The organism is Curtobacterium guangdongense (assembly GCF_049341845.1).
In the GTDB taxonomy this organism is placed as follows: domain Bacteria; phylum Actinomycetota; class Actinomycetes; order Actinomycetales; family Microbacteriaceae; genus Curtobacterium; species Curtobacterium guangdongense.
On record NZ_JBMPIT010000002.1, the window covers coordinates 308100 to 332872 of the forward strand.

Consider the following 24773-nt stretch of genomic DNA (forward strand, 5'->3'; position numbering starts at 1 on the left):
CGGACGGCGCGGCGTGGCGTGCGGACGGCCCCCGGACGTGCTGGCGTGCCGCCGGTCAGTCCTCCGCTGCGGGCTCCTGCGGTTCGGGGAGCGCCGCAGGACCCTCGGTCACGAGGAGCTTGAACTGCTCGGCGTCGATGATCCGCACGCCGAGCTGTTCGGCCTTGGTCAGCTTCGACCCGGCGCCGGGTCCGGCCGCGACGAAGTCCGTCTTCTTGCTCACGCTCGACGCCGCCTTGCCGCCCGCGGCGATGATCGCCTCCTGCGCACCTTCTCGGCTGTACCCCTCCAGCGAGCCGGTCGCGACCACCGTCAGCCCGCTCAGCACCCCGTCCTCGGCGTCGGCGGCACCCGGCCCGGGGTGCCCTGGCGTGGTGAACTGCACGCCGGCGGCGGTCCACCGGTCGATGACGTCACGGTGCCAGTCGACCTCGAACCAGGCGAGCAGCGCGTCGGCGATGATCCCGCCGACGCCGTCCACCGCTGCGAGTTCCTCGCGGGAGGCGTTCCGGATGGCGTCGAGCGACCCGAAGTGGTTCGCCAGGGCCCGGGCGGCGACCGGGCCGACGTGCCGGATGCTCAGGCCGACCATGATCCGCCAGAGCGGCTTGGTCTTGGCGGCGTCGATGTTCGCGAGCATCTCGAACGCGTTCTTCGACGGGTACCGGCTGGGCTCACCGGTGTAGTCCGCGCCGCGGGCATCCGGGTCGAACGGCGGGTCGGTCTTCTTGCGGGCACGGCTGAACGGCGTCACACGCTTCGGGGTGCCGTCATCGTCCGTCTTCTCCATGCCGGTCTCGGCGTCGCGGACGATCACCTCGATCGGGACGATGTCCTCCATCGTCAGGTCGAACAGGCCGGCCTCGGTCTCGAGGGGCGGCGTCTCCGGGACCAGCGGCTGCGTCAGGGCTGCCGCGGCGACCTCGCCGAGGCCCTCGATGTCGAGTGAGCCACGGGACGCGATGTGCTCCACCCGCCCCCGCACCTGCGCTGGGCAGCTCTCGGCGTTCGGGCACCGGAGGTCGATGTCGCCTTCCTTCGCCGGGGCGAGCGTGGTGCCGCACTCCGGGCAGGCCGTCGGCATCACGAAGTCACGCTCGGAGCCGTCGCGGAGTTCCACGACCGGGCCGAGCACCTCGGGGATGACGTCACCGGCCTTGCGGAGGACGACGGTGTCGCCGATCAGGACGCCCTTCGCCTTGACCACCTGCTGGTTGTGCAGCGTGGCCTGCCGGACGACGGATCCGGCGACCTCGGCCGGGGCCATCACCGCGAAGGGCGTGGCACGGCCGGTGCGTCCGACGCTGACGACCACGTCGAGGAGCTTCGTGTGCACTTCTTCCGGCGGGTACTTGTACGCGATGGCCCACCGCGGCGCGCGGGACGTCGACCCGAGTTCCTCGTGCAGGCCGAGGTCGTCGACCTTGATGACGATGCCGTCGATCTGGTGTTCCACCGAAGCCCGACGCTCGCCGTAGTCCTTGACGAACCCCAGGACCTCCTCGATGGAGTCGAACACCCGGTGGTGTGTCCCCGTCGGCAGCCCCCACGTGTGCAGCAGCTCGTACACCTCGGACTGGGAACGGACGTCGGTGTCACGCTCGAGCTCACGCACAGGCCACGCGCCGATGCCGTGCACGAGCATCCGGAGCCGTCGGAGTCGGTCCACCATGAGCTCACGCTTCGCGGGGGATTTGCCCTCTTCCTTCTGGCGGAGGGAACCGGCAGCGGCGTTGCGCGGGTTGGCGAAGACGCGCTCGCCCGCATCGCGCTGCTTGGCGTTCAGCTCGTCGAACTGCTCCACCGGGAAGAATATCTCGCCACGGACCTCGACCAGGGGCGGGTGACCGGTGCCCGTCAGCCGATCCGGGATGGTGCCCATCGTGCGGACGTTGCCCGTGACGTCTTCCCCGACGACGCCGTCGCCACGCGTCGCCGCGGTGACGAGCCGACCGTTCTCGTAGCGGAGGTTGATCGCGAGGCCGTCGATCTTCAGCTCGGTCAGGAACCGCACGCGCTCGGACCCGGCGTCACGCTGGACCTTGATCGCCCAGTCGGTGAGTTCTTCCGGGCTGAAGACGTTGTCGAGGCTCAGCATCCGCTCGGCGTGCTCGACCGGCGCGAACTGCGTCGTCTCCGCCTGGCCGCCGACGGTCTGCGTCGGGCTGTCCTCGGTGAGGAGCTCGGGGAAGCGCTGTTCGATCGCGTCCAGCCGGTGCACCAGTGCGTCGTACTCGGCGTCGGAGGCGGTGGACCCGTTCTCCTCGTAGTAGCCGTGGCGGAGCTCGTTGATCGTCGAGCGCAGCCGGTCAACCTCTCGCCCCGCCTGGGCGGCGTCGAGCGCGGCAGGGTCGATGGTCTCGAACGTGGCGTCGGTCTCGCTCATACCCACAGTTCTACCGTGGACCACCGACCCCCGGAGTCAGGCGTCGACGGGAACGGGGACGGCGCTGACCGTCTCGTCGATCGTGCACTGGCCGAGCACCCGGGTCCCGACGTAGACCACGGCGGTCTGCCCCGGTGCGACACCGGAGAGCGGCTCGTCCACGTCGATGACCAGGACCCCGTCGGAGACCCGTGCGGTCGCGGGCACCGGGTCGGCGTGCGCGCGGATCTGCACGTCGCACGCGAACGGGACGGACGGGTCGGCGGGAGCCGTCCCCGCCCACGTGAAGCGGGAGCCCGACATCGAGGTGACGTCGAGCGCCTCCTTCGGCCCGACGACGACGGTGTTGTCCTTCGGACGGATCTCGAGCACGAACCGCGGCTTGCCGTCCGGCGCCGGACGCCCGAGCGCGAGCCCGCGCCGCTGCCCGACGGTGAACCCGGTCGCTCCGTCGTGTGCGCCGACGACCGTGCCGTCCCGCTCGACGACGTCGCCGGGAGCGGTCCCCACGCGGTCGGCGAGCCAGCCGCGCGTGTCGCCGTCCGGGATGAAGCAGATGTCGTACGAGTCGGGCTTCTGCGCGACCGTGAGTCCGCGTGCGGCGGCCTCGGCCCGGACCTCGTCCTTCGACGGGGTCGCACCGAGCGGGAACATCGCGTGCTGGAGCTGCTCGGCGGTGAGGACGCCGAGCACGTACGACTGGTCCTTCGCCCACGCGGCCGAACGGTGCAGCTCACGCGCGCCGTCGGCACCCGTCACGATCGACGCGTAGTGGCCGGTGCACACGGCGTCGAACCCGAGGGCGAGCGCCTTCTCGAGGAGCGCCGCGAACTTGATCCGCTCGTTGCACCGCATGCAGGGGTTCGGCGTGCGACCGGCCTGGTACTCGGCCACGAAGTCGTCGACCACGTCCTCCTTGAACCGCGCCGAGAAGTCCCACACGTAGTACGGGATGCCGAGTGCGGAGGCGGCGCGCTGGGCGTCCATCGAGTCTTCGATGGTGCAGCAGCCGCGGCTGCCGGTCCGCAGGGTGCCCGGCATCCGGCTCAGCGCGAGGTGGACCCCGACGACGTCGTGCCCGGCGTCGACCGCCCTGGCCGCGGCCACCGCCGAGTCGACTCCACCACTCATCGCCGCCAGAACACGCATGCTCCAAGGGTAACTCCGCCCCGGGCGTAGCGTTGGTCCCGCGATGACGACCACCCCAGAGCCCCCGCCCTTCGACTTCCGGGCCGTGCTGCTGTCCGGGTTCCTGCCCGCGGCGCTCTTCGCGATCGGCGAGGGCGCGATCATCCCGATCATCCCGATCGCCGCGAACTCCCTCGGAGCGAGCCTGGCGATCGCCGGGTTCGTCGCGTCACTCATCCTCGTCGGCGAGCTCATCGGCGACGTGCCGTCCGGCGTGGTCGTCGCGCGCATCGGCGAGCGGAACGCGATGATCGGCGCCGCGGTCGTGTCGATGCTCGGACTGACCGTGTGCGTCGTCGCGCCGAACCCCGTCGTGCTGGCGATCGGCGTCTTCCTCGTGGGCATCTCCACGGCCGTCTTCGCCCTCGCCAGGCACGCCTACATGACCACGGCGATCCCGCTCGCCATCCGGGCTCGAGCGCTGTCCAGCCTCGGCGGGGTCTTCCGCTTCGGCTACTTCGTCGGGCCGTTCATCGCCGCCGGCGTCGTCCACCTCACCGGCACGACCCAGAGCGCCTTCTGGATCCACATCGTCTGCTGCCTCGCGGCCGCGGTGACCCTGCTCGTCCTGCGTGACCCCGCGACGGGCGTGCGCGGTCTGCGCAGGCCGAGCCGAGCCTCCAGTCCGACCGACGGCCCGACCGACGGCCAGACCGACGGCCCGACTGCACCGGCGGTCCTCGCAGGCGAGGAGTTCGTCAAGGAGGAGTCACACGGGCTCTTCCGGACCATCCGCGAACACCACCGGGTCCTGCTGCGGCTCGGCAGCGGCGCCGGGCTGATCGGGGCGATGCGCGCCGGGCGTCAGGTGATCCTGCCGCTCTGGGCGGTCAGCGTCGGGTTGAACGACTCGACGGCCGCGCTCGTCATCGGCATCGCCGGGGCCGTCGACTTCGCGCTCTTCTACACGAGCGGCCAGATCATGGACCGCTGGGGGCGGCTCGCGAGCGCACTCCCCTGCATGCTCGGCCTGAGCATCTGCTACTTCCTCCTCGCGTGGAGCGACCACCTCGACGCCAGGGTCGGCTGGTTCGTCGCGGTCGCGATGGCGATGTCCCTGGCGAACGGGGTGGGCTCCGGGATCCTCATGACGCTCGGCGCGGACCTGGCGCCGCGGGACCACCCGGCACCATTCCTCGGCGCCTGGCGCTTCACCGGCGACTTCGGGCAGGCGGCGGCACCGCTGGTCATCTCGGGCATCACCGCGGTGGCCTCGATCGCGATCGCCAGCGGGGTGATGGGCGTGCTCGGGCTCGTCGGTGCCGGAGTCCTGCTCCGGTACGTGCCGAGGTACCTGCCCCGACGCCTGCGCTGAGCGGGGCAGGCGCGCACGGGGTCGGTCCGCACGGGCCGGGTACGCTGTCGGTTGCTCGCGGGAGTGGTGGAATCGGTAGACACGCAGGATTTAGGTTCCTGTGCCCCAGGCGTGAGGGTTCGAGTCCCTCCTTCCGCACCGTCGGATGCGTGCTCGCGCATCTCCCCCTGCAGGAGGACGGCCAGGTCACACCCGCACGGTACCCTCGTCGTGCGGGTGACCTTCCCGTCCTCGCACACGCACGACCGGAAGAAGCATGCACTCCGTCGCACTCGCCCTGATCCCCTGGCTGGATCCGCAGTACATCCTCGACCACTTCGGGGCCGTCGCCGTGCTCGTCGTGTGCGCCATCATCTTCGCCGAGACCGGCCTGCTGATCGGGTTCATCTTCCCCGGCGACAGCCTGCTCGTCATCACCGGGCTCTTCGCCTTCGACCGCGGCGGCGCCATCGGCGGCATCCCGATCTGGGTGGCGGCGCTGATGATCGGCGCGGCGGCGTTCCTCGGTGGCGAGCTCGGCTACTACATCGGCAAGAAGGCCGGTCCGCCGATCTTCGAGCGCAAGGAGAGCGGTCTGTTCTCGAAGGAGAACGTCGACCGCACCAACGCGTTCTTCCACCGCTTCGGCCCGCTCGCGGTCATCCTGGCGCGGTTCGTGCCGGTCGTGCGGACCTTCCTGCCGATCGCCGCGGGCGTCGGGCGCATGAACTACAAGAAGTACTCGCTGTACAACGCGATCGGTGCCGTCATCTGGGGCGTCGGGGTGACGTTCCTCGGGTACTTCCTCGGGTACATCCCGTTCGTCGCCGACCTCGTGCGGAACTACATCGACCTGATCCTCATCGCGGCGGTGCTCGTCACCGTTGTGCCGATGGCGCTGACCTACTTCCGCAACGCCCGCAAGGCGAAGAAGGAGGAGCAGGAGCAGCCGACCGCGGAGTAGCCCGCCGGCGCACCGCGCGCGCTGCGCCGTCGCCCGCTGCGCCGTCGCCCAACCGAAAGCACCTCGCACCACGGACTTCCGCGGTGCGAGGTGCTTTTCGTTGTGCGGGAGCGATCGGCGCCGCCGCCCCGGGCTACGCGCCGAAGTACTCGCGCACGATCGGGGCGATCCCGCGGAACGCCTTCGACCGGTGGCTCAGCGAGTTCTTCTCCTCGCGCGTGAGCTGCGCGGACGACCGGTCGGCGTCGTCCGGCTTGAAGACCGGGTCGTACCCGTGGCCGCCGGTCCCCTGACGCGACGTCAGCACCTCGCCGTTCCAGACCGCCTCGACGACGTGCTCCTGGCCGTCCGGAGTCACGAACGCGGCGGCGCAGACGAACGCCGCCGTCCGCTCGACCACGCCCTCGAGGTTCGACAGCAGCAGCGCGATGTTGTCGTCGTCCACGCGGGTGCCGGCGTAGCGCGCCGAGTGGATCCCGGGGGCACCGTCGAGCACGTCGACCGCGATGCCGGAGTCGTCGGCGAGCGCCGGCAGCCCGGTGTGCGCGACGGCCGCCCGCGCCTTGATGAGGGCGTTCGCCGCGTACGTGTCGCCGTCCTCGACCGGCTCCGGTCCGTCGTAGCCGACGAGCTCGACGCCACCGAGGGTCGCGCCGAGGATCTCGCGGAGCTCGACGACCTTGCCCTGGTTGTGCGTCGCGAGGACGACGGTGCCCGTCACGCGAGCCCCAGGGCTGAGCGCTGGATCGCCGCGAGCGACGCGTTGCCCGAGAGCCCGAGGTCGAGCAGGACGTTCAGCTCGTCGCGGTCGAACGGCGCGTGCTCGGCCGTTCCCTGCACCTCGATGAACTTGCCGGACCCGGTCGTGACGATGTTCATGTCGGTGTCCGCGTTCGAGTCCTCGGTGTACGCGAGGTCGAGCATCGGCTCACCCTTGACGATCCCCACGGAGATGGCCTGCACGCTGTCGGTCAGCGGCGTCGCCTTCTTCGCGATGAAGCCCTTGTCGCGGCCCCACTCGATCGCGTCGGCCATGGCGACGTAGGCGCCGGTGATCGACGCCGTGCGGGTGCCGCCGTCGGCCTGGAGCACGTCGCAGTCGAGGACGAGCGTGTTCTCACCGAGGCCCTTCATGTCGACGACGGCACGGAGCGAACGGCCGATGAGCCGGGAGATCTCGTGCGTGCGCCCGCCGACCTTGCCCTTGATGGACTCGCGCTGCATGCGCTCGTTCGTGGAGCGCGGCAGCATCGAGTACTCGGCGGTGACCCAGCCGGTGCCCTTGCCGGCCATCCAGCGCGGGACGCCGTTGGTGAACGACGCGGTGCACAGCACCTTCGTGTTGCCGAACGAGATGAGCGCGCTGCCCTCGGCCTGGGTGCTCCAGCCGCGCTCGATCGTGACGGGGCGGTGCTCGGTCGTCGAACGACCGTCGATGCGGGTGGTCATGGTGTCCTTTCGGTGCGGGGCAGCGTGATCGCCCCGGTCTGGAGGTGGCCGACGCGGGATACCTCGGGTCCGAGGAACCGGCGTGCGAGCCGGATAAAACCGGCCTGGTCGTCACCCGTCGCCTCGAACGAGTACGTCGGCGGTGCGGTCGTGGTGCGTTCGAGGCCGTGCTCGACGAGTCGACGGTAGACGTCGTTCGCGGTCTCCTCGGCGCTCGACACCAGCGTGACGTCGGGACCCATCACGTACTGGATCGCCGCGGACATCAGCGGGTAGTGGGTGCAGCCGAGGACGAGCGTGTCGACGTCGGCGGCGCGGACGGGCGCGAGGTACCCGGCGGCGACGTCGCGGAGCTCCGGGGACGAGGTGTCGCCGGCCTCGACGAACTCGACGAAGCGCGGGCAGGCGGCGAGGGTGAGCGTGATGTCGGACGCGACGGCGAAGGCGTCCTCGTACGAGCGGGACGCGATCGTTCCGACCGTCCCGATCACGCCGATGCGCCCGGTCCTGGTCTGCTTGACGGCGGCGCGTGCGGCGGGCTGGATCACCTCGACGACCGGGATGCCGTACGCCTGCTCGTACCGCTCGCGAGCGTCCCGGAGCACCGCCGAGGACGCGGTGTTGCACGCGATGACCAGGGCCTTCACGCCCTGCTCGACGAGGTCGTCCATCACCTCGAGCGCGTACCGACGGACGTCGGCGATCGGCTTCGGCCCGTACGGCGAGTGCACGGTGTCGCCGACGTAGCGGATGCTCTCCCGCGGCAGCTGGTCGATGATCGCGCGGGCGACCGTCAGTCCACCGACGCCGCTGTCGAAGACTCCGATCGGTGCATCCGTCACGGGACCAGCGTACCGACGGGAGCCGACGGCTCGACGCAATCCGAGCCTCCAGGCCATGTCCTGACTAGTGTCGTGGAGGTGACCAGCGCGCTCCTGACGGACCAGTACGAACTCACCATGGTCGACGCGGCCCTGAAGGACGGCACGGCTGACCGACGCTGCGTCTTCGAGGTCTTCACCCGGCGGCTGCCGGACGGCCGCCGCTACGGGGTCGCGGCCGGGCTCGGACGGTTCCTCGCGGCGCTGGCGGACTTCCGCTTCGGCGACGAGGAGATCGGGTTCCTGCGGGACCGCGGCGTGATCGACGGCGACACCGCGAGCTGGCTCGCGGAGTACCGGTTCACGGGAGACATCCGGGCGTACCGCGAGGGCGAGATCTTCTTCCCCAACTCCCCCGTGCTGCAGATCGAGGGCACGTTCGCCGAGGCGGTCGTCCTGGAGACCCTCGCCCTGTCGACCTTCAACGCCGATTCCGCGATCGCCTCGGCGGCCGCACGCATGGTGTCGGCAGCCGACCACCGGCCCCTCGCCGAGATGGGCTCCCGCCGCACCGGCGAGTGGAACGCGGTCGCCGCCGCCCGCGCCGCCTACATCGCCGGCTTCGGCGCGACGAGCAACCTCGAGGCGGGGCGCACCTGGGGCATCCCGACCATGGGCACCGCGGCGCACGCGTTCACGCTGCTGCACGACTCGGAAGAGGCGGCGTTCCGCTCACAGCTCGACGCGCTCGGCGACGGCACCACCCTGCTCGTCGACACGTACGACATCGAGACCGCGGTCGACACGGCGGTCCGCCTGACGAACGGTCGGCTCGGCGCCGTCCGGATCGACAGCGGCGACCTGCCCTCGGTCGTGGCGGGCGTCCGGGCACAGCTCGACCGACTCGGGGCGACGAACACCAAGATCACGGTGACGAACGACCTCGACGAGTACACGATCGCCGCGCTCCGGGCCGCACCCGTCGACTCCTACGGCGTCGGCACCTCGGTCGTCTCCGGGTCGGGGCACCCGGCGGCGAGCATGGTGTTCAAGCTCGTCGCACACCGCACCAGCGGCGAGGAGTGGGTCCCGGTCGCGAAGAAGTCCGCGGACAAGGCGTCCATCGGCGGCCGGAAGGAAGCCGGTCGACGACTCCGCAACGGCATCGCGACCGCCGAGGTCGTGCACACCTCCGGTGCCGTCGGCTCCGACGAACGTGCGCTCATGGTGCCGGTCGTCACGCGCGGCGAGGTCGACCCGGCGTTCCTCGGGGTCCGCGGGGTCGAGGCGGCACGGGCGCACCACCGCGGGGCGAAGGCGGAGCTGCCGGCCGATGCGGCCAGGATCGGTCGCGGTGACGCGGCGATCCCGACGCTGATCGTCTGACGCCGATCGTCTGACGCTGATCGTCGACGGGCTACTCGTCCTTCATCTTCTCGTAGATGGCCTTGCAGTCCGGGCAGACCGGGAACTTCTCCGGGTCGCGACCCGGGATCCACTTCTTGCCGCAGAGTGCCTTGACCGGCTTGCCGCTCAGGGCGGACTGCAGGATCTTGTCCTTCTTGACGTAGTGCGAGAACCGCTCGTGGTCGCCCGGCTCGATCGCCTCTTCTTCGAGGAGCTTCTCGAGCTCGCGGTCCATCACGTCGAGTCCGCCGCCGCCCGGTTCCGTCATGCTCATGGGACAAGGGTACGTCGTGTCGGGCGCTCGTGCTGCGCTGCCGTGCGGCGCCTGCTGCGCTCCGGGGTGGGCGCGTTGACGGAATCGAGGGAACAGAAAACGTCGGGTGCGCGGCAGCGACCCGACGTTTTCTGTTCCCTCGATACGCGGCGACGCCGCGGCGGCCTGGAGGCTCGTTGCGGGGCCGCCACGAGCCTCCGGGTCGTCGTGTGGCGCGCGGACGACGTCGTCGCGCTGCGCCGCTCGTTGCGCTGCGCCGCTAGTTGCGCTGCGCCGCCGCCAGCAGGTCCGGACCGTGCCGGTCGAACAACCGTCCGCCGAGGAGCACCCCGGCCCCGAGCACCACGACGCCGACCGCCGCACCGACGACCAGGGTCAGCATCGCCCACGGCTCCGCACCGTCCGTCAGCGCGAGCACCGCGAGCCACCCGGCCGGGACCGAGCACAGCACGATGCCGATGATCGTCGAGGACTGCGACACCGTCGACACGACGCCGGCGGCCTGGGGCTGCTGGAACGGGCGGTCCCCGGGTCGCACGGTCGGGTACGGCAGCAGCACGGAGACCACGCTGGAGATCCCGAGCCCGGCGAACAACGCGGACACGCAGACGCCGATCAGCACCGGGAACACCGTCCAGTCGCCGAACAACCACGCCGACAGCGCCGAACCGGCGACGATCACCGGGACGCCGACCGCCAGCACCGGGGTGAGGCGGCCGAGGCGGTCACTCCAGCCAGGAGCCCCCGATGCGACGTGCAACCACACCGCGGTGTTGTCGTACGAGACGTCGTTATGCGGCAGGAACCCGGCGATCACCGCCATGAGCGGCAGCGGGATCAGCGCCGTCCAGTGCCACGGGACACCGGCAACGCCGAGCGGCACGACGACGATCGGCACGAACAGCAGGATCAGGTACGAGGTCCGGTAGCGCGGGTCGCGCCCCCAGTACGTCAGCGCGCGAGCGGCCACGGCACCGGCGGGCGTCGCGCCGAGGCGGTCGAACCAGCCGAGCGTGCGGTAGCGACGCACCGTCGTCCGGTCGTCGACGGTCACGAGCATGCGGCCGACCAGCCCCCACCAGGCCCATGCGAGGAGCCCGAGGACCACCAGCGCGAGCACCAGCTTCGCGATGCCAGCGCCGACGTGGCCGGTCGCGACGTCTGCCGGCACCGCCCACGCCGCGCCCCACGGCGTCCACCCCGAGATGTCGGCGATGCGCTGCAGCTCGGCGCTCTCCGGGTCGAGCCAGTCGGCGCCCACCAGGAGCGACACCGTCGGGATGAGCAGCACGACGACCACCAGGGCCACGAGCCAGCCGGCGTCCCGAGTCGGACGGTTGGATCCGAGCAGCCACGAGCCGACCGTGCAGCCGACGCGGACGAGCAGCCCGCACGTGGCGACGACGACGAGCGCGGTGAGGACACCGAGCACACCGGTCCCGGCGCCCCGCATCCACGCGACCGACTGGGAGACGGCGACGATCGCGACGCCGACCACCGGGACCCCGACGAGCCCGGCGACGCCGAGGCCGATCGCCAGGTCCTTCCTGGTCACGCCGAACACCGCGAAGCGACGCGGGTCGAACTGGTCCGCGCCGCCGACCGCGAGCGGGATGATCGTGAAGCCGACGGTGATGAGGGTCCCCACCGGCACGATGACGGCGCGCGCGGCGTCGGCATCGGCCGAGCGCAGCGCGGTGACCGCCATGGCGATGAGGACGGCCGCCACGAGGCCGGCGAGGCTCCCGAGGACGACGAGCACGGAGCGTCGGGCTCCCCCGCGGATCTCCCCCGCGAGCAGGTCGGCCCTCAGCCGGAGAAGCTGTGCAACCATTCCATGCTCTCCGCGACGACGCGGCCACCCGCGAGTTCGACGAACTTGTCCTCGAGGCTCTTGCGCCCACGGACCTGCGCCATGGTGCCCGATGCGAGCACCTTGCCACCGACGATGATCGCCACCGAGTCGCACGTGCGCTGCACGAGCTCCATCGAGTGGCTCGACAGCACGACGGTGCCGCCGCCCTGTGTGTAGCGCCGGAGGATCTCCGTGATGGTGGTCGCGCTCACCGGGTCGACGGACTCGAACGGTTCGTCGAGTACGAGCACGCGCGGGGAGTGGATCAGGGTCGCGGCCAGCGCGATCTTCTTCGCCATGCCGACCGAGTAGTCCGCGACGGGTCGGCCGAGCGCGTCGCCGAGGCCGAACGCCTCGGCGAGGTCGGCGCTCCTCGACCGGGCGGTCTTGCCGTCGAGTCCGCGGAGCGTCGCCGAGTAGAAGAGCAGCTGCGCGCCGGTGAGCCGGTCGAACAGGCGCAGTCGGTCGGGCAGGACCCCCATGCTGCGTTTCGCGGCAGCCGGGTCGGCCCAGACGTCGTGGTCCAGCACGGTGGCCGTGCCGGCGTCCGGACGCAGGAGTCCGGTGAGCATCGACAGGGTCGTGGTCTTGCCGGCACCGTTCGGGCCGACGACGCCGAACAGGGAGCCCTGGCGGATCTCGAGGTCGACCTCGTCCACGGCGAGCGTCTGTCCGTACCGCTTCACGAGGCCGCTGGCCCGGAGCACGACCGGCTGCTGGGCGGTCGCGGTCGCGCCCCGCTTGGCAGCAGGCGTCCGCTTCTTCGGTGCAGGCTTGGTCCGGACGGGAGGCTCGTCCTCCGTCCGGCCGTCGGCCTGCGGAGCGTCCGTGGTCGGCTCTGATGCGGTGGCAGCGTCCGCCTCCGGCGTGGCGTTCGCGGCCGGGTTCGTCGTCGCGGCCGGGTTCGTCGTCGCGGCGCCCTGCGGGCGTGTCGCGCGAGCTGGGCGCTTGGCGCGCGGCTTCTTCGCGGCCGGCTTCGACGTGCTCGTCGTGCTCGTCGGGGCAGCCGCCGGCAGCACGCCGGTCTCCTCGACGCGCTCGTCCTCCGCCGTCTCACCCTCCGACGTCGTCGTGTGGTCGCTCATACCGTCCTGTCCAGGGCGGTGGTGCGCATCGCTGTCCCCCGTGTCGTCCTCGGCCGCGTCGTCCCCGGCCGTCTCGTCGTCGTCGTCCGCGTCGTCGTCGGCCCTGTCGGCGTCCTCGTCGAGCGCGGTCGTCTCGGTCAGCCAGGCAGCGTCGGACGTCGCGTACACGTCCTCGTCGTCCCCTGCTGCTGGCGTCACGGCCCCACCGTACCAATGCGGTCCGGACATCGGCGGGCCGCGTCCTGCAGTGTCACGAAATGACTACGAAGACACTCAGCACGTACCCCGATGGAGGGACGTTCCGTATCATTCGCCAGGGCACGACGAAGTGTTCACCACTTGGAAACCTGCTCGGACCGAACACCTGACGGGTCGACCGACCACACCGGACGGTGCGGTCGCCGGCGACTCTCGGCGATTTCGGATGCACCGCGAGCAGACTCGACGAGGCCCGCCCGTGCCCCAGGGCGCGCGGGCGGACACCGGAAGGGACCACCATGACCACGCAGATCGTCATCCTCGCAGCAGGGATGGGCAGCCGCCTCGGGCGCAGCCTGCCGAAGCCGCTCACCGAGCTCAGCGACGGCCGCACCATCATGCAGCAGCAGTTCGAGAACATCCGTGCGGCCTTCGGTTCGAGCGCCAGGATCACGGTCGTCGTCGGCTACAAGTCGGAGTACATCGTCGAGGCCTTCCCCGAGGCGAACTTCGTCTACAACGAGTCGTACGACTCCACGAACACCTCGAAGAGCCTCCTCCGTGCACTCAAGGCCACCGGCAAGAGCGGCGTCCTGTGGATGAACGGCGACGTCGTCTTCGACCCGCGTGCCCTCGTCCGTGCCGCGGACATGATGGACCAGGACCGCTCGTTCGTCAGCGTCAACACCGAGAAGGTGTCCGACGAAGAAGTCAAGTACACCGTCGACGCCGAGGGCTTCATCCACAAGCTCTCGAAGCAGGTCGTCGGGGGTCTCGGCGAAGCGGTCGGCATCAACTACGTCTCCGCCGCCGACAAGCAGGCGCTCATCCACCACCTCGGTCGCGTCGACGACCAGGAGTACTTCGAGGGCGGCATCGAGGCTGCCATCGGCGAGGACGGGCTACGCTGGACGCCGATCGACATCTCCGACCTCTACGCGGTCGAGATCGACTTCGCCGAAGACCTCGAGCGCGCGAACAACCTGTTCGCCTGAGCCGCCAGCCTCCTCTCGGCGATCCCGGCCGGAAGGACCCCATGACGTCAGCGAGTGCGCCGACCGTGCCCGTGACCGCTGCCACCGCAGCGTCGCGCAGTGCCGGTCGGCGCTATCGTCAGGCGCTCTGGTTGCTCACCAAGCGCGACCTCCGCGTACGGTACTCGACGTCTGCGCTCGGGTACGTCTGGTCGATCCTCGACCCGCTCGTGATGTCGGGCATCTACTGGTTCGTCTTCACGCAGGTCTTCCACCGCGGTTCCGTCGGTGAGGAGCCGTACATCGTCTTCCTGCTCACGGCCCTGCTGCCGTGGATGTGGTTCACCGGTGCGGTCTCCGACTCCACCCGGGCGTTCATCAAGGAAGCCAAGCTCATCCGGTCGACGACCATCCCACGGAGCATCTGGGTCGCGCGGATCGATGCGTCGAAGGGCATCGAGTTCCTGCTGAGCATCCCGGTGCTCGCGATCTTCGTCATCGCGACCGGCGCCCACGTGCACTGGCAGGTCGTGCTCTACCCGTTCGCGATCGTGCTGCAGTGCGCGCTGGTCTACGGCCTGGGGCTCATCGTCGCGCCGCTCGTCGTGTTCTTCCGCGACCTCGAGCGTGCCGTGAAGCTCGTCCTCCGCTTCGCCTTCTACGCCTCGCCGATCATCTACGGCACCAACGCCCTGCCGGACGCCCTGCGCCCCCTCGCGGCGATCAACCCGCTGACGGGCATCTTCGGCATCTACCGCTCGGCGTTCTTCCCGAAGCAGCTCGACTGGTTCGAGGTCCTGTCGTCCGTCGTGATCACCGCGATCGTGGTCGCCGTCGGACTCGTCGTGTTCCGGCGCAGCGAGCACCGCGTCCTCAAGGAGCTCTGATGACCGCGACCGAGTCCACGACCCAGACCGCGACCGGGAAGCCGGTCATCTCGGTCCGTGACGCCGGCATCCGTTTCAAGCGGAACCGTCGCGCCAGCCGCAGCTTCAAGGATCTCTTCGCCGGCAGCAACCGGCGCAAGCGCGGTGACGAGTTCTGGGCGCTGCGCCACGTCTCGTTCGACGTCCGCCCCGGAGAGGCGATCGGTGTCGTCGGCCGGAACGGCCAGGGCAAGTCCACGCTCCTGAAGCTCGTGGCGCAGGTGATGCTCCCCGACGAGGGCCGCGTGCACGTCGGCGCCGGAGTCGCCCCGCTCATCGAGATCACCGGCGGCTTCGTCGGTGACCTGACCGTGCGCGACAACGTCTACCTCACGGCCGGGCTGCACGGCATGTCCCGGGCCGAGATCCGCGACGGCTTCGACGAGATCATCGACTTCGCGGAGATCGGCGACTTCGTCGACACCCCGTACAAGCACCTGTCGAGCGGCATGAAGGTCCGCATCGCGTTCGCTGTGATCTCCCGCCTCGACGAACCCGTGATCCTCGTCGACGAGGTCCTGGCGGTCGGCGACAAGGCGTTCCGCGAGAAGTGCTACAAGCGGATCGAGGAACTCCTGGCCGGCGGTCGGACCCTCTTCTTCGTGTCCCACAGCGACAAGGACCTCCGGCGCTTCTGCAAGCGCGGGCTGTACCTCGACAAGGGTCGTCTGCAGCTCGACGGCCCGATCGAGGACGCGCTCGCGAAGTACTCCGCCGACTACGGCGTCTGAGCCCGGTCGTCGGCCCCCTCTCCCCAACAACCAGGCCGATCCCGCCCCCGCTCCACAACCCATGGGCCCACAGGGCACTCCCGCGCCCCCAGCGTCGGACCCTCCCCCTACCCTCACCCCCATGCACCCCGCACCAACCGCCTACGCTGTCCCCTTCGTCGTCGACCGCACGCACGCGCCCCGACGGTACGACCTCACGAACATGTCCGACGAGCCGGTCGACGGACTGAGCCTCACCCACCTCGGCACCGGCTACTGCCCACCACTCGTCGTGCGCCGCCTCGAACCAGGGCGCAGCATCGGGATCGCCGTGTTCGGCGCCGGTCCCGAAGAGACCGGCGTCGTGATCGTCCGGTGGCGTCGCCCGGACCACAGCGAGTACCTGTGGCGGATGTCGCTGGTCGGTCCCGGCCTCGCGCCGTGAACCGGACCGGGTCAGCGCTCGCCGTGCTCCTCGGCGACGCGGTGCCAGCGAGCGATGAGCCGCTCGATCGCGTCGTGGAAGCGAGCAGTCGCGGTCCCGGGCGAGGTGTCGCCGAAGTACCGGGTCACCCAGTGCCGCAGGGCCGCGAGCTTCGATTCGTCGTGTGCCGCGGCGTCCACGCGTGCCACGACGTCCTCCGCGTCGGTCGCGGTCAGCCAGTTCGCCGCTGCCAGGTACCCGCGCTCGTCGACGTCGGCTTCTGCGGAACGGGGCCGCGTGACGATCAGGGGCTTGCCGACGGCGAGCCGGTCGTAGATCATCGCGCTGATGTCGGTGATCGCGACGTCGGCGTCCGCGAGCTGCCAGCCCAGCTCCGGTCCGTCGTCGTACACGTGGTGCGCGCCCGGGTCTGCGGTGTTCGCGGCGGCGATGGCCGCGATGATCCGCTCGTGCGCCGCCTTGTAGTCGTCGTCCAGGACGCCGCTCCGCGGGTGCGGTCGGTAGACCAAGCGGTGGCGGGGCGACGCGAGCACGCGTTCGGCGATGGTCGTGCCGTGGCTCGCGATCGAACCGTACGCGGCCGCCGGGCGATCGCCTTCCCAGGTCGGGGCGTAGAGCACGACGGTGCGGTCATCGGCCGGGTACGGGGGCTTCCCCGCGAAGTGGTCGGCCTGGGGACGACCGATCGCGATCGCCCTGCTGTCCAGGTCGTAGTCCCACAGGGCCTCGGCGAGTCGGTCACGGGCGGCGTCCCCGGCGATCAGGGCGTAGTCGTACGCCTTGAACTGGTTCGTCGTCATGTACATCTTGTCGCTCTCGCCGTGGTTGACGAAGACGTGCCACATCCGTCCGTACCGCATCATCTGGAAGTTGCGGGCGTTCTGGTTGACGTACAGCACGACCTTCGGCGCCTGCTCGTCGACGAAGCGTTCCAGGTCGACGACCTGCCGTGCGTAGACAGCGGTCACCGGCGCCTCGTCGAGCAGTGTGAGCATCGTTCCGGGGTTCCGGGAGATGATCGCCACCGGGTGCGTCTTCGACAGCTCCTCAAGCGGGGCGTACCACTGCCGGACCTGGTACATGTTCACGGGCCCGTCGGCAAAGTACACCGCGATCTCGATGCTCCCCGGTGCCAGCGGCGACTCCGCGGCCAGGCGTCGGGCGAGCGTCCGCCGGTTCCCGCGGGCGCTCAGGAGCCGACGTGCGAGTCGGACGGCCGTGCGGGCGTCGTGGATGATCGGCATGCTGCCTCTCTCGTCGGGGCGGATCGGGGCGGGTCGGGTCTCGTCGGATCGGGGGCGGCCCGCGGGGTCAGACGACGGGCGGCCGGCCGGCCAGCGTCATCCGGCCGATCGTCAGCCACCCCATCGGGTGTGCGGGACCGCAGTCGGTCGCCCAGCCTTCGCGGACGCCACCGAACCACACCCGGAGCCGTGCCGGGTGTCGCCACCAGCGTGCCACCTGGATCGCTGCCCACGACCCGACGTACAGGGACCGGAGCGGCGCGGGCAGGTTGCGGCGGGCCAACCAGACGCGGTTCCTGGCGTTGAGGCGGTAGTACTCGGTGTGCCGCGCCGGGTCGATCGCGGGGTGGTTCGCGACCAGGTCCCCGGCGTACCAGGTCCGTCGGCCGGCGTCCCACACCCGCCACGCGAGCTCGATGCCCTCGTGCGCGTAGAAGTACGGCGCTCCCCATCCGCCGACGACGCGGTACACGTCCATCGGCAGGATGACCGCACCTTCCCACACCGAGAAGACCGGCGACGATTCGGTGGGGTCGCCCTTCCGGATCCGGGGCACCCACCGCCGCGGGTTCGCCGTCCCGGTCGGGTCGACGACGCGCGGTTGCACGAGGCCGAGCGACGGGTCGCGTTCGAACATGCCGATCGCGTCGCGCAGGAACGTCGCGGAGGGGATGGACGCATCGTCGTCGAGGAAGAACACGTAGTCGCCGTCGACGACCTCGGCACCGGCGTTGCGCCCGGCCGGGATGCCGACGTTCTCCGGGAGCGCCAGCGTGCGGACGCCGTCCGGGAGACCACTCGGCTCCCAGCCGTTCCCGACGCAGACGACGTCGAGCTCCACGCCCTGCTGCGCGAGCACGCTCTCCAGGCCGCGGCGCAGGTCGTCGGGCCGGGTGCCCTGCGACAGGCTGACCACGGCGACCCGCGGGCGCTCGCTGTGCGCGACCGCATGGCGGCGGACGGTGCCGGGCGTCACGCGCGCACCCGCTTCGACGAGATGATCGCGACGAAGTGCCCGAACGTCGCGATGACGGCGAGCGGCAGGAGCGCCCCGACGAGGATCCAGTCCACGAGCGGGTGCCCGACGACCAGACCGATGAGCGCGAACACGAACGCCAGCATCGAGAGCTCGACCGAGTGGTAGAGCCGGTGGAACGGCAGGAACCGTGCGACCCGGCGGAGCGACGCGAGACGACGCCCGGACGGAGCGGTCGAGGCGTCCCGGCGGTCGACGAGCTTCTCGAGCCCGGAGTTGGCACGGGCCACGTGCACCATGTCGTTGAGGGCCTTGTTGAGCACGATGACCAGCCCGAGCGCGCAGCCGATCGTCGTCCACATCCAGTCGGCGCCGTGGATCGGCCACGTGGCAGCGCGGACGCCGAGTGCGATCGGGATGAGGCCCTCGGTCGTGTAGTGCCCGACCTTGTCGAGGAACACCCCGGCGGGCGAGCGGGTCCCGCGCCACCGGGCGACCTCGCCGTCCGAGCAGTCGACGAGCATCTGCAGCTGACCGAGCACGAGCGCCAGTGCTGCGCCCCAGATCCCGGGGATGAGCAGGGCAGCGGCGACCGACCACCCGACCAGGATCATCAGGCCGGTGACCTGGTTCGCGCTGATCCGGGTCTTGAGGAGCACCCAGGTCAGGTACGGCGAGACGTCACGCAGGTACAGCGAGGCGGTCCAGTGCTCGGCGTTCGCGCGCGACCGGACCTCGTCCGGCTGGGCGACCGCGCGCAGTTCCGCGATCGAGGTCGGGTGCGCGTAGCCGTGCTCGGCGGGCTGCTGGTCGGTCATGGGGTCACCGTCCGGTGTGGGTCGTCAGCTCGGAGGTCCGCGTCAGGAACCCGACGATGAACCCGACCCCCCAGCCGATGTGGATGCACGGCAGCACGACGAGCAGCCATGCCCGGTTGGCCGCGTCGGAGCGTCGTGCGACCGCGAGGGCACCCACGACGACGAACAGCAGGTAGACCGCGGGGACGACGAACCCGAGCAGTGCCCACGCGGCGCCACTGTGCACCGCAGCGCCGATGATGCCGACGATCCCGGCGACGATGCCGAGCCCGAGTCCGGCGACCATGGCCGGCGGCACGAAGTAGCGGATGCCGTTGCCCGCGGGGAAACGGCGTGCGAGTTCGCCTCGCCAGAGCCCGGTCGCGACGAACTGGCGGATCAGGCGCTTGAGGCTCGGACGCGGACGGTAGGTCACGACGAGCTCCGGCGTGAACCAGACGGTCCCCCCGGTGGTGCGCAGCCGTCGGTTGAGCTCCCAGTCCTGCCCGCGCTTGATGCCCTCGTCGAAGAGCCCCACCGCGAACAGCCGGTCGCGCTTGAAGACGCCGAGGTACGCGGTCTCCGCCGGACCCGCCTGTCCACCGACGTGGTGCGGGGTCCCGCCGAGACCGACGCGGCTGCCGTAGGCCAGTGCGACCGCCTTCTCGAACGGCGTGCGTCCCTCGGCACGCATGATGCCGCCGACGTTGTCCGCGCCCGACTCCTGCAGCGTCCGCACGGCGATCCGCGTGTAATCGCGGGGCAGGACCGAGTGCGCGTCGACGCGCACGACGATCGGGTGCTCCGAGGCGCGGATGGCCACGTTCAGACCGGCCGGGGTCGATCCGACGGCGTTCTCGACCGCACGGACACGGGGGTCGGCTGCGCTCATCTCGGCGACGAGCTCGTTCGTGCCGTCGATCGACGGACCGAGGGCCAGGACGACCTCGAACGGTCCCTCGTAGTCCTGGTCGAGAAGACTCGCGACGGCTGCACGGACCTCGGTGACCTCGTTGAGGACGGGCATCACGTACGAGACGCCCGGCAGGGGCTGTCCGTCTGTCTGCATGCGTTCCTCGGGGTCCTGGCGGTGAGCGACCTGAAGCCTATCAACTGCCCAACCGGCCCACCTGCGGACCACCCCAGCGCCGGGCGGGCGAAATACCCTGGTCCACCGTGCGCCCGACGCCGGTATTCCGCCCGCTCGACCGGACGCGGAGCGCGCGCACCCCGAACGGGCGGAATACCCGGGCGCTCCCACGATCGACCGCGGTATCTCGCCCGCTCGACCGGACGCGGACCGCGCACACCCCGAACGGGCGAAGTACCCGGGTCTGCCCTGCGCCCGACGCCGGTATTTCGCCCGCTCGACCGGATGCGGACGTTCCGCGCCCCGCGCCCCGCGACGCGCGCCGAGCGGGTGGCGGGACCACGGACGGACGGGAGGCGCGGTGCCAGCTGGCACCGCGCCTCCCGTCCGTCCGTTCCTGCGTCAGCTCTTGCTGTCGTAGGTCCCGAGCGTCACGTCTGCCGTGCGGGTCTCCCCGTTGCGAACGTAGGTGATCGTCGTCTTCGCACCGCCGGCGAAGTAGCGGACCTGTGCGGTCAGGTCGGTCGCGTCCGAGATGGTCGCGTCACCGATCTTCGTGACGACGTCGCCCTTCTGCAGGCCGGCGGCCGCCGCAGCACCACCGGACGTCACGGACTTGATGAGCCCGCCCATCTGGGTCGCCTTCGCGTCCTCGTTCGCGTCACCGACGGTGGCGCCGAGGAGGCCGTGGGTCGCCGAGCCGTTGTCGATGATCTCGTTCGCGACGCGCTTCACGAGGTTCGACGGGATCGAGAACCCGACGCCGATGCTGCCGGACTGCGAGCTCGACGAGTCCGTGCTGCCCGCGCTGGCGATCGCGACGTTGATCCCGATGAGCTTGCCCTTCGAGTCGAGCAGCGCACCGCCGGAGTTGCCGGGGTTGATCGACGCGTCGGTCTGGATCACCGGGAGGGACACCGTGGTGCTCGCACCCGAGCTCGATCCGTTGTCGCCGTTGCCCCAGAAGTCGAACGGGCCGCTGCCGTTGTTGCCCTGGCCCTCGTTGGAGTCGCCACCGGCGTTGGGGTCGCTCGACGTCACCTGGATGCTGCGGTTCAGTGTCGAGACGATGCCGTCCGTGACGGTGTTCGACAGGCCGAGCGGCGCGCCGATCGCGACAGCGGTGTCACCGACGTTGAGCTTCGACGAGTCCGCGAAGGACATCGGCTTGAGGTCGCTCGCGTCGATCTTGATCACCGCGAGGTCCACCGTCGGGTCGGTGCCGACGAGCTTGCCCGGGTAGATCTTCCCGTCCGACGTCGTCACCTGGATGGTCCCGCTGGAGCTGTCGCCGTCGAGGGTCACCACGTGGGTGTTCGTGACGATGTAGCCGTCCTTGCTGAGGACGACGCCGGAACCGGTGCCGGCCTCGCTGGAGGACGACACGTTGATCGTCACGACGGAGGGTGTCGCCTGCGCGGCCACGGCGGTGACGACCGTCGCGGAGTTGTAGTCGTTGACGGTGAGGTTGCCGCCGCCGTTCGAGCTCGACGAGCTGGAGGTGGTGCCGCCGCCGTTCGAGGTCGCTGCGACCCAGCCGCCGCCGGCTGCACCACCGACGAGCGCACCGACGATGAGGCCACCGACGACCGGCAGGACGAGCTTGGAGCGGCCCGACTTCCGCTTCGTGGTGGTGTCGGTACCGGCCGCCGCTGCACCGCCGGCAGCGCCGCCGAAGTAGTAGCCGTTCGTGCGCTGGTCCGCGCCGTCGGTGTCCCCGAACGCGCTCGAGGTGGGCGCGGGAGCCGAGGTGTTCGCCGCCGGCTGGCCGTAGGCGGACGTCGGCGCCTGGGCGGAGCCGTGCTGCGCGTACTCGCCGTACCGCGGCTGCTGACCGGCCTGACCGTACTGGCCTGCCTGGCCGTACTGGCTCGTCTGGCCGTACTGACTCGTCTGGCCGTACTGGCCTGCCTGGCCGTACTCGCTCGTCTGGCCGCACTGACTCGCCTGGCCGTACTGACCGGCCTGGCCGTACTGCGCCTCCTGGCCATACGCTGCCTGCTGGCCGTACGCCGCCTGCTGGCCGTACGCCGCCGTCGGCTGCTGGCCGGTCTGACCCTCCGACTGCTCGGGCCGGGACGCGGGCGCCGCGTACGCCGAGTGGTCCTGCCCGTAGCCGCCCGGCGTCTGCTGGGCGTCGTGGGTCGTCGGGTACGGCGCCGTGTACTGGCTCGTCGGGTGCTCCGAGGCGGGGAGCTGCTCCGAGGCGGGGAACTGCTCCGTCTCGTGCACCGTCGACGCCGGTTCGATCACGTCGGTGTGGTCCGCGTCGGTGTGGTCCGCGTCGCGGTGCGCGCTGGTCTCTGCTTCGCTCGGCGTCGACGCTCCAGCGTCGCCCGCCTGCTGCGCGACGTCGTCGGCGCCGACCCCTGGGGTCGTGTCGTCCTGACGGTCGTCGTCGCCGTGCCCGTTGGGCGTGGTGTCGGTCATGCTGGACGTGCTCCTTTCAAGCTCGTGCAGTCTGTCGCACGCACCTGGGCGGTCATCCTGACAGCGCTGCGAGTGCGCTATGGCGATCTTATGCGTGAGCTGTGGGCACGCTCCCGAGGCGGTCCTCGAGGACGCACTAGGTTGGGGTCCGTTCAGCGTCACCGCGCGTCGGAGGGAACCACATGCGGCACTCAGGACCCTGGTTGCGAGCAGCGGAGGGCGCCATGCTCCTCGGCCCGGACGGCACACCGGCGCCGACGGTCTTCGCCGAGATGAGCGCCCTCGCCGCCAGCACCGGAGCGATCAACCTCGGGCAGGGGTTCCCGGACGAGGACGGTCCGGCCGAGGTGCTCGACGCCGCGGTCCGGGCGATCCGCGACGGTGTCAACCAGTACCCGCCGGGCCGCGGGACCCCGGACCTCCGGAAGGCGATCGCCGAGCACCAGCAGCGCTGGTACGGGCTCGACGTCGACCCCGACCGAGCGGTCCTCGTCACCGCCGGAGCCACCGAGGCACTGGCCGCGACGCTCCTCGCCCTGGTCGAGCCCGGGGACGAGGTCATCACCTTCGAGCCGTTCTACGACGCGTACGGGGCGCTCATCGGTCTCGCCGGGGGCACGCACGTCACGGTCCCCCTGACCGCACCGGACTTCCTGCCGGACGAGGACACCCTCCGTGCCGCGTTCTCCGACCGGACCCGGGCCGTCCTGGTGAACACACCGCACAACCCGACCGGCCGGGTGCTCCCGACCGAGGTGCTGCAGACGATCGTCGAACTCGCCGAGCGGTACGACGCCGTCATCGTCACGGACGAGGTCTACGAGCACCTGACGTTCGACGTCCCGCACGTCCCGATCGCGACGCTCCCCGGCGCCCGGGACCGCACCGTGACGATCTCCAGCGCTGGGAAGACCTTCAGCACCACGGGCTGGAAGATCGGCTGGCTCACGGCTCCCCCGGCGCTCGTCGACGCGATCACGTCGGTGAAGCAGTTCCTGACGTTCGTCAACGGCGCCCCGTTCCAACCCGCGGTCGCCGCCGGACTCCGGCTGCCGGACGCGGTCTTCGCCGGGATCGCCGCGGACCTCTCGGCGAAGCACGGCGTCCTCGCATCAGGGCTCACCGCCGCCGGCTTCGACGTGATGCACCCGGACGGCGGGTACTTCGTCATCGCGGACACCGCCCCACTCGGGTACGACGACGCCCGCGCCTTCTGCCTGGAGCTCCCGGCACTCGCCGGGGTCGTCGGCGTCCCGGTGTCCGCGTTCGTCCGACCCGACCACTCGGCGGGCTACCGGTCACTCGTGCGGTTCGCTTTCTGCAAGCGGCGCAGCGTGCTCGAGGACGCGGCCGCACGGCTCGCGGGCCTCAGCGAGCCGTCACGTCGTACCGGCGCAACGACAGCGAGGGGTTGACCCGCCGGACCTCGTCCGCGACGGCGGTGTCGACCGTCGCCACGAGGAGACCGGGCGTGGCGCCGAGCGCCGCCGTGGCGACACCGGCGGGATCGAGCACGACCGAGCCACCGATCCCGATCGGCGGAGCCTGTCCGACGCCGACGACCCAGACCGTGTTCTCGATCGCGCGGGCGGTCAGCAGCGTGCGCCAGTGGTGTTCCTTGCCGGGACCGCGGACCCACTCGGCCGGCAGCAGGACGACGTCGACCGGGGCCACCGCCAGCCGCCGCGTCACCTCGGGGAACCGCAGGTCGTAACAGGTCTCCAGACCGATGCGCACGCCGGCGACCTCGAACACCGGCAACTGCTCGGGGTCACCAGGCTCGATGCGGTCGGACTCCCGGGAGCCGAACGCGTCGTAGAGGTGGATCTTCCGGTAGGTCTGCAGCACCGTGCCGTCCGCGCCGATCGCGACGAGCGTGTTCCGGAACCGGTCCACCCGGTCCGAGCGCTCCGCGACCCCGACGACGACGGCCACGCCGGTCTCGCGGGCGATCTGCCGCAGGCCCTGGACGAACGGGCCGTCGAGCGGCTGCGCTGCTGCCACGAACCGGTCGTCGATCTCGGCGGTGAAGTACGAGGTGTACTCGGGCGTGACGAGGAGGTCGGCGCCGCGGGCAGCGGCGTCGACCGCCGACGCACGGACCGTCTCGAGGTTCGCCGCCGGGTCGTCGACCGGGGCGAACTGTGCTGCGGCGATCGTCAGGGAGGTCACGGTGCCAGGCTAACCGGCTCCGGTCAGCGGACGTCGGTCGGCCCGCGACCAGCGGCGGACTGGAGGCTCGGTGCACGCCCGCACCGGG

Annotated in this window: 22 protein-coding genes and 1 tRNA gene; 9 read left to right on the forward strand and 14 right to left on the reverse strand. The window is 70.8% G+C overall.

The window, feature by feature from the left end; genetic code table 11:
- Positions 1 to 55: 55 nt before the first annotated feature.
- Positions 56 to 2386, reverse strand: coding sequence for an NAD-dependent DNA ligase LigA (gene ligA, locus ACO0E1_RS03885; RefSeq protein WP_422872985.1), 2331 nt, complete (start codon positions 2384 to 2386; stop codon positions 56 to 58).
- A gap of 36 nt (positions 2387 to 2422) precedes the next feature.
- The gene (mnmA, locus tag ACO0E1_RS03890; protein ID WP_422872986.1) at positions 2423 to 3535 is read right to left on the reverse strand and encodes a tRNA 2-thiouridine(34) synthase MnmA; all 1113 of its coding nucleotides are present in this window, start codon (positions 3533 to 3535) and stop codon (positions 2423 to 2425) included.
- Between the two features lie 43 nt (positions 3536 to 3578).
- Here mnmA and ACO0E1_RS03895 point away from each other — a divergent pair, with 43 nt between their 5' ends.
- The 3 genes from ACO0E1_RS03895 to ACO0E1_RS03905 all read left to right on the forward strand — a co-directional run bounded on the left by ACO0E1_RS03895 (position 3579) and on the right by ACO0E1_RS03905 (position 5832).
- On the forward strand, positions 3579 to 4889 hold the full coding sequence (locus ACO0E1_RS03895) for an MFS transporter (RefSeq protein WP_422872987.1): 1311 nt from the start codon (positions 3579 to 3581) through the stop codon (positions 4887 to 4889).
- A 57-nt stretch (positions 4890 to 4946) separates the two neighbouring features.
- Positions 4947 to 5027 (forward strand) — tRNA-Leu (locus ACO0E1_RS03900).
- Positions 5028 to 5145: 118 nt separating this feature from the next.
- Positions 5146 to 5832, forward strand: a complete 687-nt coding sequence (locus ACO0E1_RS03905) for a DedA family protein (protein WP_422872988.1) — start codon at positions 5146 to 5148, stop codon at positions 5830 to 5832.
- Positions 5833 to 5965: 133 nt separating this feature from the next.
- On the opposite strand, the gene rdgB is transcribed toward ACO0E1_RS03905, so the two are convergent.
- Genes rdgB through murI form a run of 3 tightly spaced genes read right to left on the reverse strand, consistent with a single transcriptional unit; the run spans position 5966 to position 8123 of the window.
- Positions 5966 to 6553, reverse strand: a complete 588-nt coding sequence (gene rdgB, locus ACO0E1_RS03910; RefSeq protein WP_422872989.1) for an RdgB/HAM1 family non-canonical purine NTP pyrophosphatase — start codon at positions 6551 to 6553, stop codon at positions 5966 to 5968.
- Complete coding sequence (gene rph, locus ACO0E1_RS03915) at positions 6550 to 7281, reverse strand: ribonuclease PH (protein ID WP_422872990.1); 732 nt, start codon at positions 7279 to 7281, stop codon at positions 6550 to 6552. Before rph ends, rdgB begins: the two co-directional genes overlap by 4 nt.
- Positions 7278 to 8123: a glutamate racemase gene (gene murI, locus ACO0E1_RS03920; protein ID WP_422872991.1), complete on the reverse strand. Its 846-nt coding sequence runs from the start codon at positions 8121 to 8123 to the stop codon at positions 7278 to 7280. Before murI ends, rph begins: the two co-directional genes overlap by 4 nt.
- 72 nt (positions 8124 to 8195) lie before the next feature.
- Between murI and ACO0E1_RS03925 the strand changes: the two genes are divergently transcribed.
- On the forward strand, positions 8196 to 9488 hold the full coding sequence (locus ACO0E1_RS03925) for a nicotinate phosphoribosyltransferase (RefSeq protein WP_422872992.1): 1293 nt from the start codon (positions 8196 to 8198) through the stop codon (positions 9486 to 9488).
- A gap of 31 nt (positions 9489 to 9519) precedes the next feature.
- Here ACO0E1_RS03925 and ACO0E1_RS03930 read toward each other — a convergent pair whose 3' ends face one another.
- The 3 genes from ACO0E1_RS03930 to ACO0E1_RS03940 form a co-directional block, all read right to left on the reverse strand.
- Positions 9520 to 9783 carry a DUF3039 domain-containing protein gene (locus tag ACO0E1_RS03930; protein WP_281267244.1) on the reverse strand — a complete coding sequence of 88 codons (264 nt, stop codon included), beginning with the start codon at positions 9781 to 9783 and terminating at the stop codon, positions 9520 to 9522.
- A gap of 259 nt (positions 9784 to 10042) precedes the next feature.
- Complete coding sequence (locus tag ACO0E1_RS03935) at positions 10043 to 11617, reverse strand: ABC transporter permease (protein WP_422872993.1); 1575 nt, start codon at positions 11615 to 11617, stop codon at positions 10043 to 10045.
- Entirely contained in the window at positions 11593 to 12921 is a 1329-nt protein-coding gene (locus ACO0E1_RS03940; RefSeq protein WP_422872994.1) for an ABC transporter ATP-binding protein, read from the reverse strand. Before ACO0E1_RS03940 ends, ACO0E1_RS03935 begins: the two co-directional genes overlap by 25 nt.
- A gap of 299 nt (positions 12922 to 13220) precedes the next feature.
- Here ACO0E1_RS03940 and ACO0E1_RS03945 point away from each other — a divergent pair, with 299 nt between their 5' ends.
- From ACO0E1_RS03945 to ACO0E1_RS03960, 4 genes are all read left to right on the forward strand, one after another.
- Complete coding sequence (locus ACO0E1_RS03945) at positions 13221 to 13916, forward strand: phosphocholine cytidylyltransferase family protein (protein ID WP_281267241.1); 696 nt, start codon at positions 13221 to 13223, stop codon at positions 13914 to 13916.
- Between the two features lie 41 nt (positions 13917 to 13957).
- Positions 13958 to 14782 (forward strand): ABC transporter permease, encoded by an 825-nt coding sequence (locus ACO0E1_RS03950; RefSeq protein ID WP_422872995.1) that lies wholly within the window; start codon positions 13958 to 13960, stop codon positions 14780 to 14782.
- The gene (locus tag ACO0E1_RS03955) at positions 14782 to 15552 is read left to right on the forward strand and encodes an ABC transporter ATP-binding protein (protein WP_422872996.1); all 771 of its coding nucleotides are present in this window, start codon (positions 14782 to 14784) and stop codon (positions 15550 to 15552) included. Before ACO0E1_RS03950 ends, ACO0E1_RS03955 begins: the two co-directional genes overlap by 1 nt.
- A 121-nt stretch (positions 15553 to 15673) precedes the next feature.
- The gene (locus tag ACO0E1_RS03960; protein WP_281267238.1) at positions 15674 to 15976 is read left to right on the forward strand and encodes a hypothetical protein; all 303 of its coding nucleotides are present in this window, start codon (positions 15674 to 15676) and stop codon (positions 15974 to 15976) included.
- A gap of 11 nt (positions 15977 to 15987) precedes the next feature.
- Here ACO0E1_RS03960 and ACO0E1_RS03965 read toward each other — a convergent pair whose 3' ends face one another.
- The 5 genes from ACO0E1_RS03965 to ACO0E1_RS03985 form a co-directional block, all read right to left on the reverse strand.
- Positions 15988 to 17220: a CDP-glycerol glycerophosphotransferase family protein gene (locus tag ACO0E1_RS03965; RefSeq protein ID WP_422872997.1), complete on the reverse strand. Its 1233-nt coding sequence runs from the start codon at positions 17218 to 17220 to the stop codon at positions 15988 to 15990.
- Between the two features lie 67 nt (positions 17221 to 17287).
- Positions 17288 to 18196: a glycosyltransferase family 2 protein gene (locus tag ACO0E1_RS03970; protein ID WP_422872998.1), complete on the reverse strand. Its 909-nt coding sequence runs from the start codon at positions 18194 to 18196 to the stop codon at positions 17288 to 17290.
- Complete coding sequence (locus ACO0E1_RS03975) at positions 18193 to 19014, reverse strand: CDP-alcohol phosphatidyltransferase family protein (RefSeq protein WP_422872999.1); 822 nt, start codon at positions 19012 to 19014, stop codon at positions 18193 to 18195. Before ACO0E1_RS03975 ends, ACO0E1_RS03970 begins: the two co-directional genes overlap by 4 nt.
- Before the next feature lie 4 nt (positions 19015 to 19018).
- A complete protein-coding gene (locus ACO0E1_RS03980) occupies positions 19019 to 20062 on the reverse strand; it encodes a glycosyltransferase family 2 protein (RefSeq protein WP_422873000.1) in 1044 nt (347 codons plus the stop codon).
- Positions 20063 to 20485: 423 nt separating this feature from the next.
- On the reverse strand, positions 20486 to 22513 hold the full coding sequence (locus ACO0E1_RS03985; protein WP_422873001.1) for a S1C family serine protease: 2028 nt from the start codon (positions 22511 to 22513) through the stop codon (positions 20486 to 20488).
- 182 nt (positions 22514 to 22695) lie between these two features.
- Between ACO0E1_RS03985 and ACO0E1_RS03990 the strand changes: the two genes are divergently transcribed.
- Positions 22696 to 23928: an aminotransferase class I/II-fold pyridoxal phosphate-dependent enzyme gene (locus tag ACO0E1_RS03990; protein ID WP_422873002.1), complete on the forward strand. Its 1233-nt coding sequence runs from the start codon at positions 22696 to 22698 to the stop codon at positions 23926 to 23928.
- Here ACO0E1_RS03990 and ACO0E1_RS03995 read toward each other — a convergent pair.
- Positions 23882 to 24685 (reverse strand): carbon-nitrogen hydrolase family protein, encoded by an 804-nt coding sequence (locus tag ACO0E1_RS03995; protein ID WP_422873003.1) that lies wholly within the window; start codon positions 24683 to 24685, stop codon positions 23882 to 23884. The genes ACO0E1_RS03990 and ACO0E1_RS03995 overlap by 47 nt on opposite strands.
- Between the last annotated feature and the right edge of the window lie 88 nt (positions 24686 to 24773).

Excerpts from the sequence above, each read along its gene's own strand:
- ACO0E1_RS03895 (WP_422872987.1), top strand. The coding sequence starts at position 3,579 with ATGACGACCACCCCAGAGCCCCCGCCCTTCGACTTCCGGGCCGTGCTG.
- ligA (WP_422872985.1), bottom strand. The coding sequence starts at position 2,386 with ATGAGCGAGACCGACGCCACGTTCGAGACCATCGACCCTGCCGCGCTC.
- ACO0E1_RS03955 (WP_422872996.1), top strand. The coding sequence starts at position 14,782 with ATGACCGCGACCGAGTCCACGACCCAGACCGCGACCGGGAAGCCGGTC.
- ACO0E1_RS03960 (WP_281267238.1), top strand. The coding sequence starts at position 15,674 with ATGCACCCCGCACCAACCGCCTACGCTGTCCCCTTCGTCGTCGACCGC.
- ACO0E1_RS03905 (WP_422872988.1), top strand. The coding sequence starts at position 5,146 with ATGCACTCCGTCGCACTCGCCCTGATCCCCTGGCTGGATCCGCAGTAC.
- ACO0E1_RS03965 (WP_422872997.1), bottom strand. The coding sequence starts at position 17,220 with ATGCCGATCATCCACGACGCCCGCACGGCCGTCCGACTCGCACGTCGG.
- ACO0E1_RS03975 (WP_422872999.1), bottom strand. The coding sequence starts at position 19,014 with ATGACCGACCAGCAGCCCGCCGAGCACGGCTACGCGCACCCGACCTCG.
- ACO0E1_RS03985 (WP_422873001.1), bottom strand. The coding sequence starts at position 22,513 with ATGACCGACACCACGCCCAACGGGCACGGCGACGACGACCGTCAGGAC.
- mnmA (WP_422872986.1), bottom strand. The coding sequence starts at position 3,535 with ATGCGTGTTCTGGCGGCGATGAGTGGTGGAGTCGACTCGGCGGTGGCC.
- ACO0E1_RS03935 (WP_422872993.1), bottom strand. The coding sequence starts at position 11,617 with ATGGTTGCACAGCTTCTCCGGCTGAGGGCCGACCTGCTCGCGGGGGAG.
- ACO0E1_RS03990 (WP_422873002.1), top strand. The coding sequence starts at position 22,696 with ATGCGGCACTCAGGACCCTGGTTGCGAGCAGCGGAGGGCGCCATGCTC.
- rph (WP_422872990.1), bottom strand. The coding sequence starts at position 7,281 with ATGACCACCCGCATCGACGGTCGTTCGACGACCGAGCACCGCCCCGTC.
- ACO0E1_RS03980 (WP_422873000.1), bottom strand. The coding sequence starts at position 20,062 with ATGCAGACAGACGGACAGCCCCTGCCGGGCGTCTCGTACGTGATGCCC.
- ACO0E1_RS03930 (WP_281267244.1), bottom strand. The coding sequence starts at position 9,783 with ATGAGCATGACGGAACCGGGCGGCGGCGGACTCGACGTGATGGACCGC.
- ACO0E1_RS03950 (WP_422872995.1), top strand. The coding sequence starts at position 13,958 with ATGACGTCAGCGAGTGCGCCGACCGTGCCCGTGACCGCTGCCACCGCA.
- ACO0E1_RS03945 (WP_281267241.1), top strand. The coding sequence starts at position 13,221 with ATGACCACGCAGATCGTCATCCTCGCAGCAGGGATGGGCAGCCGCCTC.